The 14257-nt window shown below is 48.0% G+C and carries 12 protein-coding genes; 1 reads left to right on the top strand and 11 read right to left on the bottom strand.

Annotated features, from left to right (window positions below):
* Positions 1 to 195 precede the first annotated feature (195 nt).
* The 6 genes from nfsA to AC4GL5_RS06395 all read right to left on the bottom strand — a co-directional run bounded on the left by nfsA (position 196) and on the right by AC4GL5_RS06395 (position 9025).
* Positions 196 to 918 carry an oxygen-insensitive NADPH nitroreductase gene (nfsA, locus tag AC4GL5_RS06370; protein ID WP_490381959.1) on the bottom strand — a complete coding sequence of 241 codons (723 nt, stop codon included), beginning with the start codon at positions 916 to 918 and terminating at the stop codon, positions 196 to 198.
* 192 nt (positions 919 to 1110) lie between these two features.
* Positions 1111 to 1764 carry an adenylate kinase gene (adk, locus tag AC4GL5_RS06375; RefSeq protein WP_490381960.1) on the bottom strand — a complete coding sequence of 218 codons (654 nt, stop codon included), beginning with the start codon at positions 1762 to 1764 and terminating at the stop codon, positions 1111 to 1113.
* A 277-nt stretch (positions 1765 to 2041) separates the two neighbouring features.
* Positions 2042 to 2719 carry a LysE family translocator gene (locus tag AC4GL5_RS06380; RefSeq protein WP_490381961.1) on the bottom strand — a complete coding sequence of 226 codons (678 nt, stop codon included), beginning with the start codon at positions 2717 to 2719 and terminating at the stop codon, positions 2042 to 2044.
* 197 nt (positions 2720 to 2916) lie between these two features.
* Positions 2917 to 4890, bottom strand: a complete 1974-nt coding sequence (aceF, locus tag AC4GL5_RS06385; RefSeq protein ID WP_490381962.1) for a pyruvate dehydrogenase complex dihydrolipoyllysine-residue acetyltransferase — start codon at positions 4888 to 4890, stop codon at positions 2917 to 2919.
* Between the two features lie 130 nt (positions 4891 to 5020).
* Positions 5021 to 7687: a pyruvate dehydrogenase (acetyl-transferring), homodimeric type gene (aceE, locus tag AC4GL5_RS06390; protein ID WP_490381963.1), complete on the bottom strand. Its 2667-nt coding sequence runs from the start codon at positions 7685 to 7687 to the stop codon at positions 5021 to 5023.
* Positions 7688 to 8089: 402 nt separating this feature from the next.
* Positions 8090 to 9025, bottom strand: a complete 936-nt coding sequence (locus tag AC4GL5_RS06395) for an ROK family protein (protein WP_490381964.1) — start codon at positions 9023 to 9025, stop codon at positions 8090 to 8092.
* A gap of 93 nt (positions 9026 to 9118) precedes the next feature.
* On the opposite strand from AC4GL5_RS06395, the gene AC4GL5_RS06400 reads away from it, so the two are divergent.
* Positions 9119 to 9679, top strand: coding sequence for a D-sedoheptulose-7-phosphate isomerase (locus tag AC4GL5_RS06400; RefSeq protein ID WP_490381965.1), 561 nt, complete (start codon positions 9119 to 9121; stop codon positions 9677 to 9679).
* A 74-nt stretch (positions 9680 to 9753) separates the two neighbouring features.
* Here AC4GL5_RS06400 and AC4GL5_RS06405 read toward each other — a convergent pair whose 3' ends face one another.
* The 5 genes from AC4GL5_RS06405 to AC4GL5_RS06425 form a co-directional block, all read right to left on the bottom strand.
* Positions 9754 to 10317: a CBS domain-containing protein gene (locus AC4GL5_RS06405; RefSeq protein WP_490381966.1), complete on the bottom strand. Its 564-nt coding sequence runs from the start codon at positions 10315 to 10317 to the stop codon at positions 9754 to 9756.
* Between the two features lie 424 nt (positions 10318 to 10741).
* On the bottom strand, positions 10742 to 11734 hold the full coding sequence (lipA, locus tag AC4GL5_RS06410) for a lipoyl synthase (protein ID WP_490382058.1): 993 nt from the start codon (positions 11732 to 11734) through the stop codon (positions 10742 to 10744).
* Positions 11735 to 11770: 36 nt separating this feature from the next.
* Positions 11771 to 12364 (bottom strand): lipoyl(octanoyl) transferase LipB, encoded by a 594-nt coding sequence (lipB, locus tag AC4GL5_RS06415; RefSeq protein WP_490382059.1) that lies wholly within the window; start codon positions 12362 to 12364, stop codon positions 11771 to 11773.
* Between the two features lie 90 nt (positions 12365 to 12454).
* Complete coding sequence (locus AC4GL5_RS06420; RefSeq protein WP_490381967.1) at positions 12455 to 12724, bottom strand: HP0495 family protein; 270 nt, start codon at positions 12722 to 12724, stop codon at positions 12455 to 12457.
* 225 nt (positions 12725 to 12949) lie between these two features.
* On the bottom strand, positions 12950 to 14116 hold the full coding sequence (locus AC4GL5_RS06425) for a D-alanyl-D-alanine carboxypeptidase family protein (protein WP_490381968.1): 1167 nt from the start codon (positions 14114 to 14116) through the stop codon (positions 12950 to 12952).
* Positions 14117 to 14257 lie beyond the last annotated feature (141 nt).

Genomic DNA, 14257 nt, shown 5'->3' on the forward strand with positions numbered 1-14257 from the left:
CGTGACAACGAGGGCGAATTATACGCACAAAGCGGGGCAGTACAAGCCCTAAAATGAGAAAAGTGCATAAAAAATGAAAATAAAGCTAACAAGCCTGAAATCACAACATGGGATATAGGATTGGAGTTAACGATTTGCAAGCAAAAGAAAAGCCCGATACCTTACGGTGTCGGGCCTTAAAAGGTAAATAGCATCTTATTTTTTAGCAAAACCCTGTTTGTTCAGGGACTGCTGCATAAACGGACGGGCTTCTTTACTCAAGATCGCACTAACCTGCTCTGACCAGGATTGGTCAAGCTTACCGCCTGTTCTGATATCGTAGTATTCGCGCACAGTGGCATCATATTTTGATAGCTTTTCTGTATCCATAGATTGGTAGCCATCGGTATGCATAATTAAATCACTGGGCAGTCTAGGCTTTAAAGCAGGATCCTGGTCGGGATAACCTAGGCACATACCAAACATCGGAAACACATTTTCCGGAAGGTCTAATAATCCACAGACCTGATCAGGATTGTTCCGCAGACCTCCAATATAAACACCACCCAAGCCTAAGGACTCAGCAGCTAACAAACAGTTCTGAGCCATAAGAGCTGAGTCTACAGCTCCGATCAGAGTTTGCTCGGTATAACCCAATTTAGAGTCCGGCTTGATTTGCTGATGACGATTAAAGTCGGCACAAAAAACAAGAAATTCGGCAGCACTCACTACATATGCCTGACCACCGGCATATTCTGCCAGCAACTCTCTTTTCTTACTGTCGACGATACGAATGATACTGACACACTGGATATTGCTCGAAGAAGAAGCAGCTCTTGCACAATCGACCAACGTTGCCAATACCTCAGAAGAGATCGGTTGTTCAGTAAATTTACGAATAGAACGATGGGCAAGAATGGTCTCAATTGTTTGATTCATAACTCAACCTGTATGTTTATCAAGAAGAAACGCTGCTCTAGGATCTGAAGGGCTGATTGTTTCGCCCATAAAAAAATCCGGCATCGCTGAATCATCAGAGAATACCGGATTTCTTTCGCTGCCTCTAATACCGATAGCGCTCCTTTAACATGAGGAACTATTCTACAGTTTTAGAGTAAAGCTTTTTGCATCTTATGAAAGAGCAGCAAATACCTTGTCACGAATATCATCTACACTACCGACACCGGCAATGTGAGTGTATTTAGGGGCTTCGCTTGCACCAGTCGCTTCCCATGACTTGTAGTAATCAACCAGAGGGGCTGTCTGCTCATGGTAAACACCAAGACGGTGGCGTACAGTTTCTTCTTTATCATCTTCACGCTGAATCAGATCTTCACCGGTTACGTCATCTTTACCTTCAACCTCAGGCTGGTTGAAAACAACATGATAAGTACGACCTGAAGCAGGGTGAACACGACGTCCACTCATGCGTTTAATGATCTCTTCATCCGCAACATCGATCTCAACAACGTGATCCAGCTGAACGCCCGCGTCTTTCATCGCGTCAGCCTGAGGAATCGTGCGTGGGAAACCATCAAACAGGAAGCCCGCTTTGCAATCATCCTGAGCAATACGCTCTTTGACCAGAGAGATAATCAGCTCATCGGATACCAGACCACCAGTTTCCATGATCTCTTTCACTTTAAGGCCCAGCTCCGAACCTTCTTTAACCGCTGCGCGCAGCATGTCACCGGTAGAGATCTGAGGAATACCAAATTTCTCACAAATAAACTGAGCCTGAGTACCTTTACCTGCGCCCGGAGCGCCCAACAAAATTAAACGCATGGAGTAATGCTCCCTTAATGTAATTATTAAATCGTTTATTCTTTTTAATCAGATGTCCCGTGTCCTACATCTGATCTGTAATCTTTATCGGTCAGATTGTTAGCCTGTCTCAAACCGGCCAATATACTTTCATCGAAGATAAAACAACCCGTCCCACCAGAAGGTAACAGACTCATCAGTCAAAACTCTGGCAAACTGGAAAACGACAATACCCGTCCACAAGTGCAAAAACAAGGATACATTCGTTGTAGCCGGCAAACATCTGTTTGATTGATTTCTAGCTACGATCAAACGCTAATTTAAGCCCGAAACCCACCATCACCGTACCTATCGCACCATCAATGCCCTTCATGACTGCACCTTTTAGCAGTAAAGATGAAGCCTTACTCACCATAAGAACAATCAGAATTTGCCAAATATTCGCAATCAGAAAGTGAATAGCCGCCAGCAGAAGGGATTTCATCATCGCCGGTTCACCTGCCTGAATAAACTGCGGTAAGAAAGCCATGTAGAATACGATTGTCTTAGGATTAAGAACATTACTCAGAAAACCTTCCCGAAATGAACGCCAAACCGAAACCCTACTTTGATCCGTTGACTCTTTGACGGCGGTAGCTAATGTCGAGTCCGTGTTTCGGCTAAGGGCAGAAGATAAGCTTTTATAGCCCAGCCATATCAGATAAAGAGCACCAACCAGCTTAAGTGCAGTAAACAACATCGCCGACTGCAGCAGGATCAGCGATATACCACCAGCAGAAATAACAGCATGAACAAACAAACCCAGGCAAATCGCAACACTGGTAATCGCACCATCCAGAACTCCACCACGGAGGGTGTTTCTGATCACCACAATAGTGTCTACGCCTGGCGACATCGTAAGCAGTGTAATCGCGACTAAAAAAGTCCAGAGCGCTGAATCCAGTGATATACCGCTTTGCTGTAAAAGTTCAATCATGTCACGCCCTATACATTGCCAAATAAACTTCCCCCAAAGAACTACGGGTGAATCATATCTCAAACGTATTCAACAACGGATAGGAACATAGCATTTCCAAACGCAAAAAGGCGGTATTCCGAAGAATACCGCCTACAGGCACAACTACCCTTTCGGGTAATAATGGAGTTTCGTCAGCTACAGAGCCGGCACAGCTCTTACATCAGCATCTGACGAATATCAGCGAGAACTGCTGCGATGAACGCAGTAAAGCGTGCAGCATCAGCCCCGTTGATCGCCCGGTGGTCATAGGAGAGTGACAACGGCAGCATCTGCCGTGGCACAAAGTCACTTCCGTTCCACACAGGCTTCATACTGGCTTTGGAAACACCCAAAATAGCCACTTCCGGCGCATTAACAATCGGAGTAAATGCAGTACCACCGATCGAGCCCAGGCTCGAAATGGTGAAACAACCACCCTTCATGTCATCCGCTTTCAGCTGCTTTTTCTGAGCGCGTGAAGCCAGATCTGCAGTAGCATCAGCCAGTTCCCAGAGAGACATCTGGTCAACATCACGAACCACTGGCACTAGCAGTCCGTCCGGCGTATCTACCGCAAAACCAATATTGATATATTTCTTGTGGATCAGCTTATCGCCATCCGGGTGCAGGGACACATTGAACTGAGGGTATTTCTGCATCGCATAAGCACAGGCTTTCAGCAGAAACGGCAGTGGCGTCAGCTTAGAACCACGCTTCTCTGCTTCACCCTTCATCGACTTACGGAATTTCTCCAGTTCCGTAATGTCCGCTTCGTCAAACTGGGTTACATGTGGCACATTCAGCCAGGAGCGGTGCAGATTCATAGCTCCTGCTTTCAGCAGACGACCCATCGGCTTCTCTTCGATCTCACCGAACTGGCTGAAATCAACCGCAGGGATCGGCGGAATACCTGCACCAACTGTTGCAGCCGGAGCAGATGCCTGAGGTGCCGCTTTGGATTGCTGCATCACCTGTTTAACGTACGCCTGAACGTCTTCTTTCAGAACACGGCTACGGGGGCCTGTTGGTGTCACATCCAGCAGATCGACACCGAATTCACGGGCGATCATACGTACTGCGGGACCCGCGTGAACTTTACCGGTTTTACGACCACTGTCCGCGGTAGCAGCTTCAGCTGGAGCTGATGCGGCAGTCGTAGCTTGTTCAGGCGCAGCCGATGCCGGAGCATTCTGAGCCGGGGCAGACGCCGCCGGAGCTGCAGCCTGAGCAGGTGCCGCTTCCATCACTTCCATGACCGCAACCAGATCACCCTGATTGACGTTCTGGCCTTCCGTTACAAAGAACTCAACCAGTTTACCGGCAAACGGTGCAGGCACTTCCATGGTCGCTTTGTCGGTTTCCAGAACAAACAGGGCATCTTCTTCCTGCAGTTCATCGCCGACCGCTACGGATACTTCAATAACCGGCACGTCGCTGTTACCGCTCAGATCCGGTACATGAACTTCTTTGCGAACAGGACCTGCAGCCGGTGCAGGTGCCGCAGGCGCTTCAGCCTGGGCAGGCTCGGTCGACGGAGCAGTAGCTTCAGCTTCAGCCGGTGCAGCTACAACAGCGCCACCAGCAGTTTCAACACGCACTACTGGAGAACCTTCAGAAACCTTTGCTCCGGTTTCAACAAGAATTTCCACGACTTTTCCAGCAACCGGTGATGGCACTTCCATAGATGCTTTATCAGATTCCAGTACGACCAGAGAATCTTCTTCCGCAATCTCATCACCGACAGCAACGCTGATTTCGATAACTTCCACTTCACCATCATCACCGATATCCGGTACGTTGATGGTTTCTACAGATGGCGCTGCGGCCGCCTGAGGCGTAGAAGCAGCCGGTGCCTGCGGTGCAGGAGCCGTTTCAACGGCAGGAGCTGCTTCCGCTGCCGTTTCAGCACCACCTTCAATTTCCAGCTCCAGAATGTCGTGACCTTCTGAAACTTTGTCGCCAATATTCAGTTTAATCGCTTTAACCACGCCGCTTTGCGGGCTGGGTACGTCCATAGACGCTTTATCTGATTCCAGTACGATCAGTGAGTCTTCTGCTTCAACACGGTCGCCCACTGCAACACAGACCTCGATGACCTCGACATCTGAATCTCCGCCAATATCCGGCACTTTGATGATTTCAGTACTCAAAGCTTTCGCTCCTATTCGATTGGTTTGATCCGGCTTCGTTATCGTTGCCGGATCAGAACGGTTACCTGTTAACGGTTAAAAAGGGGTGGCACTGTTTTACAGCCACCCCGTTGGCTGTTTAGGACAACGATTAACAGGTCAGTGGGTCACATTTTTCCGGGTTGATGTTGTACTTCTTGATCGCTTCGGCAACCACTTTACGTTCAACCTCACCACGATCCGCCAAGGCTTTCAGCGCGGCAACAGCAACGAAGTAACGGTCCACTTCAAAGAAGTGACGCAGCTTCTCGCGGGTATCAGAGCGGCCGAAACCGTCGGTACCCAGTACGCGGTAATCGGTCGGGATAAAGCTGCGTACCTGGTCAGCATGCAGTTTCATGTAATCGGTCGAAGCGATCACAGGACCCTGGCGGCCTTTCAGACATGTAGTGATGTAGGCTTCTTTCTCGTCCGCTTCCGGATGCAGGAAGTTCTGACGATCTGCCGCCAGACCATCGCGGCGCAGCTCGTTGAAGCTGGTCACACTCCAGATATCGGCATCAACACCAAAGTCTTCTTTCAGCAGTTCGGCACCAGCGATCACTTCACGCAGAATGGTACCGGAACCCATCAGCTGAACTTTCAGCTTGCTGTCAGCAGACTCTTTCAGCAGGTACATACCCTTCAGAATGCCTTCTTCGGCACCTTCCGGCATGGCTGGCTGCTCGTAGTTTTCGTTCATCGCGGTCAGGTAATAGAAGCAGTTTTCCTGCTCCTGGTACATGCGACGCAGACCATCCTGAATAATCACCGCCATCTCGTAAGCGTAAGCAGGATCATAGGTAACACAGTTCGGGATCGTGCCTGCCAGAATATGGCTGTGACCATCCTGGTGCTGCAGACCTTCACCATTCAGCGTTGTACGACCGGCAGTACCACCCACCAGGAAGCCTTTCGCCTGAATATCACCGGCCAGCCAGGCAATATCACCAATACGCTGGAAACCAAACATCGAGTAGTAGATGTAGAATGGAATCAGGGCATAGTTGTGGTTGCTGTAACTGGAACCTGCGGCAACCCATGCGGACATCGCACCGGCTTCAGAGATGCCCTCTTCAAGGATCTGACCTTTCTTGTCTTCCTTGTAGTACATGATCTGATCAGCATCTTCCGGCTTGTATTTCTGGCCTTCAGAGGTGTAGATACCCAGCTGACGGAACATGCCTTCCATACCAAAGGTACGGGCTTCGTCCGGTACGATAGGCACCACACGCTCACCAATCTGCTTGTCTTTCACCAGACCGGACAGGATGCGGACAAAGGCCATCGTCGTGGAGATTTCACGATCACCGGAGCCTTTCAGCTGGGCTTCAAAGATCTTGTTGTCCAGACCCGGAATCTCAAGCGGCTCAAAACTCTTACGACGCGCTGGCAGATAACCACCCAAGCGTTCACGCTGAGTTTGCATGTACTGCATCTCAGGGCTGTCATCTGCAGGCTTGTAATACGGAACGTCTTCCAGCTGCTCGTCGGTCAGAGGGATGCCAAAACGGTCACGGAATTTTTTCAGGCCCGCTATCTGCAGAGATTTCACAGAGTGGGTATCGTTCTTCGCTTCGCCATCTTCACCGATGCCGTAACCTTTGACGGTATGCGCCAGAATAACGGTAGGTTTACCGGTTGTGTTCACCGCTTCATGGTACGCCGCGTATACCTTGTAAGGATCGTGGCCACCTCGGTTCAAACGGTAGATGTCTTCATCGGACATATCTTTAACCATATCCGCCAGCTCAGGATATTTGCCAAAGAAATGTTCACGGGTATAAGCACCGCCCTTCTGCTTGTAATTCTGATATTCGCCATCAACGACTTCATCCATGCGCTTTTGCATGATGTCTTTGTTGTCGCGTTCAAACAGAGGATCCCAGAAACGACCCCAAACCACTTTGATCACATTCCAACCAGCGCCACGGAATACGCCTTCAAGCTCATCCATGATACGGCCGTTACCACGAACAGGACCATCCAGACGCTGCAGGTTGCAGTTAATCACAAAGATCAGGTTGTCCAGTTTTTCACGACCAGCCAGAGAGATCGCACCCAGAGTTTCCGGCTCATCGCACTCACCGTCACCCAGGAAAGCCCAGATTTTACGGTCATCCATCGGCTTCTTGCCGCGGCTGTCCAGATACTTCATCACATGGGCCTGATAAATCGCGCCCAGAGGACCCAGCCCCATAGATACGGTTGGGAACTGCCAGTAGTCCGGCATCAGCCAAGGGTGTGGATAAGATGAAAGACCGTCCCCATCCACTTCCTGACGGAACTTATCCAGTTGCTCTTCGCTAAGACGACCTTCCAGGAAGGAACGGGAATAGATACCCGGTGCAGTGTGGCCCTGGATATAAACCAGGTCACCTTCAAAATCACCATTTGGCGCACGGAAGAAGTAGTTAAAGCCCACGTCGTACAGCGTAGCGCTGGACATAAAGCTGGAGATGTGGCCGCCAATACCGGGGTTTTTCTTGTTGGCACGCATTACCATCGCAATCGCATTCCAACGAATCACAGAACGGATACGCCGCTCCATAAACAGATCACCCGGCATACGAGCTTCACGGTGAACCGGAATAGTGTTGCGGTGTGGTGTAGTGATAGAGAAAGGGGGCTGAGCACCCTCACGACGTAAACGGTTACCCAGTTCGCTTAGCAGAAACTGAGCACGATCTTCACCCTCGCGATCCATTACAGAATCCAGTGAATCTAGCCATTCCTGGGTTTCTATCGGATCAAGATCTGCTCGTGTATCCAGACTCATATTATCAACTCTCCGCATTTTTCCGATTCAGCCGAGTCACAGATCATGTGACAGTTCCTATCATCGCGCTTTGTGCAGCACTTGTAGTTTATTTACATCAGGAACATTTCGGACTTTTTAATCTGAAGCAAAAAATTCAGGCTTTTAACTGAAATTTTGCGACCATTTCATATCGCGAGTGCGAAATGATTTAAAGAACTGCAGACCCACGATAGCCGGTCTGTCTTTAAACAAACTGGAGCCAGCAATTTTGTGGCTGGCCAGTCAGTTTTGTAAAAATACTACAAAAAAAAATTAAAGACAAAAATTAGAGTGGATAAGACCCACCTAATCAGTCATTTTTAAGACAAAGGTAGCAGAAAAAACGGGCAACAAATGACCCGATGCCTATAGAAAGATCCACTATACCTCTCCCCTTACAAGCCAAGCAGCTCCGCGAACACCGCTTGAATCACTATACGTTGGCGGCCGGACTTTAGTCTCGACAGAATCCGAAAAAACAAACTCCGGCAACCAGCGCAGGACGCGGGAATAAAGCTCTTCAATATTGCTCATGCCTCCGCCCAACACAATAGTATCAGGGTCAAGAATATTGATAACCTCTGACAAGGCAGCTGCTAACTGCTTACTGTAAATATCCAAAGCACAGAGCGCCTGTTTATCTTTCCGATCAATTAGCAGCGCAATGTCATGAGCCATCGGACTACCAACCAACCCACTCTGAGCACCAATCAAGGTTTGGTAGGTTTGAGCAAAACCATGACCGGACAGATAAGTCTCTACACAGTTTATTTTCCCACAATAACAGGCACGCCTTTCACCCTCAGGCAGCATGGAAAGAGGCATCGGATTATGTCCCCACTCACCCGCTATTCGATTGACGCCCTGCAAAACCTCTCCATTAATAACCACGCCACCACCAACCCCGGTACCAAGAATGACGCCAAAGACAACACGGTCACCAGCAGCACTTCCATCAATAGCCTCTGACAGTGCAAAGCAATTAGCATCATTGGCCTGCACAACACGCTTTCCTGTTATCTGTTCAAGATCATTCAGCAAGTATTGGCCGTTGAGGCAAGTGGAATTGCAATTTTTCATAGCACCTGTTTTTGTAGAAACCGCTCCCGGCGTGCCTACACCAACAGCATAAAAGGGACCATAATCATTATCTGCCTGATCAATGAGTGTTTTGATTGCTCTTAATGTCGCTTCATAATCCTTCATCGGTGTGTTGACCCGCTTGCGATATAGAATATCTCCGAACTGGTCTCCCTCAGCTGTAGTCAGAACAACGGCCTCTATCTTTGTCCCGCCAAGATCAATTCCCAGATACATTTTGTTGCACCCCATCACTACCAACGAACTGCCTTAAAAAAACAATCTAATGTACAATCCATCATTCTGAATTTTCTGACTCAGGTATACGTTATGAGCTTTTTGGCCGCCTTACAACGCCACATGGACACCCTAAGCAAACTTCAGGGCCTTGAGAGTGACATTCAACAATTGGCTAATAAAGTAGAGTTATCGATTCGCAATGGCGGCAAAATCATTTTTATGGGAAATGGTGGGAGTGCTGCAGATAGCCAGCATCTCGCCGCAGAGTTTGTCGTTAGGTATAAAAAAGAGCGCCCCACATTAGCCTCGATTGCACTAACGACAGATACCTCTATCATCACGGCCCACTCCAACGACTACAGTTTTGATACGGTATTCAGTCGCCAGATCGAAGCGCTTGCTCGATCGGAAGATATCGTGATTGGCCTCTCTACGTCCGGTAACAGCGCCAATGTGATCGATGCAATAAAAGTAGCAAAAGAGATTGGTTGTTATACCTATGCCTGGACCGGTGAAACCGGCGGTGGGCTTCTCGACATTGCCGACTCCACCCTGCGTATGCCTTCAAAGGAAACAGCCCGTATTCAGGAAGCGCACATGGTCATTGGTCATTGGCTTTGTGAAGCGATGGACGAACGCTTTTCAGAATAATCCGGATATCATCCAAAACGACAAAAAAGCAGCTTTAAAGCTGCTTTTTTGTCTTTATTCAATCTAATATCGTGCTAATGCTTAATTGCCATAAAGATATCAAAGAAAGTCGTCGGCTTTTCAATCTCTAAAGGAATATGAAGGCGACGGGCGATATCTGTTGCCGAAATCAAGCCCCTGATTTGCTCATTTTCACTATCGACGACCAGACAGTGCTGCTGTTTATTCTGTTTGAGCGTTTCCAGTACCTGATCAATATTAGCAGCAGCCAGCTCGTTATAATCGAGCGCCATCAGTTCCTGGCGTGGAATCATCAGATGCTGGACAAGTACCTCATCATGCTTGATCCGCTCTTCGTGCTGAACTTTAAAGAAGTTCTGTTCATCCAGTTCATTCAAACTAACAATCCCAACCAGCTCCCCCTCTTTGTCCAGAACCACTTTCATTCGGACATGGGCCTTGCGCATTAAGGATTCTGCATGAACAGCAGCCAGATTAGCCATCACAGATTGCGGAACATGTTTTTTGAAGTCTGTAAAGATTGCTAACGCAGGTGCACTTGGATCCAAATGATTAAACTCTTCCGGATGCACCAAGTGATAATCATTACCTACAGGTAATAGTTGCAGTGTTTTCATGGTAATGCCCTTATTTTGATAATAAAAAAATACTAGCGTCAGGCGGGCATTACTGGTGGGGCTCGAATAAGAGAACTTGAGACTGGGAGCCCCAAGACAGGAGCAGGCAAAGAGAAAGCGACAACCCGACACAAGCGAAGCGGCGTCAGACTTATTCTCTCTGCCAGCAATACAGAATCATCAGACCCGTTATCAGTATCACAGGCGATATCCGTAACAACCATTGCCGAATCTTCGGCAGGCTCAAATACCTGAACGTTATTTCCCTGCAGGATCAACAGCAGAAAAAAAACAAGTACTGATAGGGTTAATGAAAAACGAGACATAAAGTCATCCGTGTAAAGGGACTAACTTCAGCTTAGACAAGAACTTGCGTCATCGCAATAAAAAAGCCTTTTGCATATTACAAAAGGCTTTTTATTTATTACTTAACTGTTTCACCATGCGCTTGCTTGTCTGCATGGTAAGAAGACCGAACCAACGGGCCGGACGCCACATGCTTAAAGCCAAGGCCTTCAGCGATAACCCGAAGCTCATCAAACTCATCCGGATGCACCCAGCGATCAATCGCCAGGTGATTCTTGGATGGCTGCATATATTGACCTAAGGTCAGCATATCCACATTGTGGGCACGCAGATCCTTCATAACCTCAATTACTTCTTCTTTGGTTTCACCAACACCTAGCATTAAACCAGACTTAGTCAGAACATCCGGGCAACGGTCTTTATATTGTTTAAGAAGATCCAAAGACCACTGATAGTCAGCACCCGGACGCACCTTACGGTAAAGTGCCGGCACGGTTTCTAAATTGTGGTTAAAGACATCAGGTCGTGTCTGCTGCAAGATATCCAGAGCAATATCCATACGCCCCCGGAAATCCGGAACCAGTACTTCAATTTCAATACTGTCCATACGCTTACGGGTTTCAGAGATGCAGTCCGCAAAGTGCTGAGCACCACCATCACGCAGATCATCACGATCCACGGAGGTAATCACCACATATTTAAGACGCATATCCGCGATTGCCTCAGCCAACTCACGAGGCTCATCCTGATTCAGCGCATTCGGACGGCCATGGGCTACATCACAGAAAGGACAACGACGGGTACAGATATCACCCATGATCATGAACGTTGCGGTACCGCCATTGAAGCATTCACCCAGATTAGGACAAGCAGCTTCTTCGCAAACAGTGTGAAGTTTACGGGTACGCAGCGTATCTTTGATGCGACGAACTTCCGGCGTGGCATACATACGCACTTTAAGCCACTTCGGCTTACGGGGGATCTCTTCTGTTGGAATGATTTTTACCGGAATTCGATCTGTTTTATCGGCACCTCGCAGCTTAACACCCTGCTCAACTTTACCGGTTTTCTTGACCACTTTCTGACCGTTGTTTTCACTGACGTCGGCCATCGCATCAACGAATTGTGAGCGCGTATCACTCATAGACTAATCCAGCCCCTTCTGTTCTGTGATAGTCGGGTTTCCTAATCCCTTGATAAGGTGATTCAGAACCCATTGCGTCGCTTGCTCAGGGGTGACCTGAGGTGCAACTTCTTTAAGCTGTGTCATTCTCAACCCCTGATAACCACAGGGATTAATTCTTAAAAAAGGCGAGGTATCCATATCCAGATTGAAAGCCAGCCCATGAAATGAACAGCCTCTTCGAATACGAAGCCCCAGAGAGGCGATCTTACACTCTTCACCTTCAATCTGAACATAAACGCCAGGGGCATCTGGTTTGGGATAAGCCTTAACTCCAGCCTGCTTCAGGCTTTCCACAACTGAGTTTTCAATCAGAGTGACCAACTGACGCACGCCTGTTCCCAGGCGCTTAACATCCAACAACAGATAAACCACTAATTGCCCAGGGCCGTGATAAGTCACCTGGCCACCGCGATCGACCTGAATGACAGGAATATCCCCCGGAGCCAGTAAGTGCTCAGCTTTTCCGGCCAACCCCTGAGTAAATACCGGTGGATGCTCAAGCACCCAGATCTGATCCGCATCGTCAGATGTGCGTCCATTAGTATAATCCTGCATCTGCTGCAGGGTTTCCTCGTAAGGGACCTGCCCCAAATAGCAAACTTTCAATGCCGGTGCAGACTCTTGCTGTTCGGTCAAAGCAGCCCCTTAGATCACCATCTGGACACGGCCAGTGGCTTTCAGATCTTCAAAAATTGATTTCAACTGGGGCTCACCGGTCGCTGTTATCGTCACACGCACCGACTGAAACTTGCCACCACTACTTTCCTGAATACTGACGCTCGTCTGGTCAAAACCAGGGGCATGAATCTCAATCACATCCAACACCACCTGTTGAAAATCATTACCTGAGCGACCCACGACTTTTAAAGGATAATCGCAGGGAAACTCAATTTTTGGCGCTTCTTGATTACTCATTCTATTACAACCTTAGAAACTTCTAACCGAGGCTCAGACAAACTCCAGTCCGGAAATAGCAAAACGGGGCCTCAGGCCCCGTCCTCTTCACCGAGCTACGCCGGTGAGCCATTAACCAAAGTACTCGGTATTGTCTTTGGTTTTAACCAACGAATCCAGTTGGTCTTTATCTTTTAATGCTATAACCCGATACAAAACCGATATAGGGGCTGCATAGGTAAATTTCTAGTCCAGAAGCCCCATAAAGAAGAGCACAATACTGTCCCACAAACGTTTGAAGAAACCACCCTGCTCGACAGACTCCAGAGCCACAAGCGGACGTTCAGCCAAAACCTCATCATCCAGACTGATCTGGATAACCCCCATAGCCTGACCTTCACTTACCGGAGCCTTAATCACTTTATTAACATTCAGCTTAGCCGTCAGACGCTTAGCCTGACCTCTTGGAATGGTAATATTCAAATCTTCGCGGATCCCCAGCTTCACATCAACTTGCTGACCACCCCAAACTTTAGGCTCATTCAATACATCACCGGCCGAATAGGGCTTCAGGGTTTCAAAGTAACGGAAACCGTATGCCAACAGTTTCTGACTTTCCCGGGCACGAGCTTCTTCGCTATTGGTTCCCATAACGACAGAAATCAAGCGCATGTCACCGCGTTTAGCAGATGAAACCAAGCAGTATCCGGCTTCATCCGTATGGCCAGTTTTCAGGCCATCAACCGATTTATCACGCCATAACAAACGATTACGGTTTGCCTGTCGGATACCGTTATAGGTGAAATACTGCTGGGAATACACGCTGTAAAGATCCGGAAAGTCTTGAATGATATGACTTGCCAAAATCGCTAAATCATGAGCCGTTGAGTAATGCCCTTCTATGGGGAGACCTGTTGCATTCATAAACTGGGTATTTTTCATGCCCATAACTTGAGCATGTTGAGTCATCAGATCCGCAAAAGCCTCTTCACTTCCCGCTATATGCTCTGCCACAGCAATACTCGCATCATTACCTGATTGAATAATAATGCCTTTCAGCAAATTCTGGATAGTGACAAAGTCACCCTCCTTGATAAACATACGGGATCCGGGTGCTTTCCAAGCTTTAACACTGACACGTACTTTATCATTAGAGCTAAGGTTGTTTTTTGAAATCTCAGACTCAACCAAATAAGCAGTCATCATCTTAGTCAGGCTGGCCGGAGGGAGTTGTTTATCGGCATTGTGCTCAACCAACACATCACCACTATCGGCATCAATTAAAATATAGGATTTTGCAGCTAGTTTAGGGGGAGCAGGAATCAAAGCAGCCTGAGCTGTCACCGATAAAAAAAGCCCAAGAATAGAGAAGATGAGCACGGCCTTAGTTCGAATTTTTCGAAAAATCCTCATGATGACTAACTCTTAACCTTTGTGTATGCAGCAGGAAACTGCGTGTGTGTCCATTACCCGAAAGATGGGTAAAGCTGTTAAAACTAGCAAGTATATCATGCCAAACCAAAATCGCACCTGAGTTGCTTAACCAGCAGCAAA

The organism is Oceanospirillum sp. (assembly GCF_982874595.1).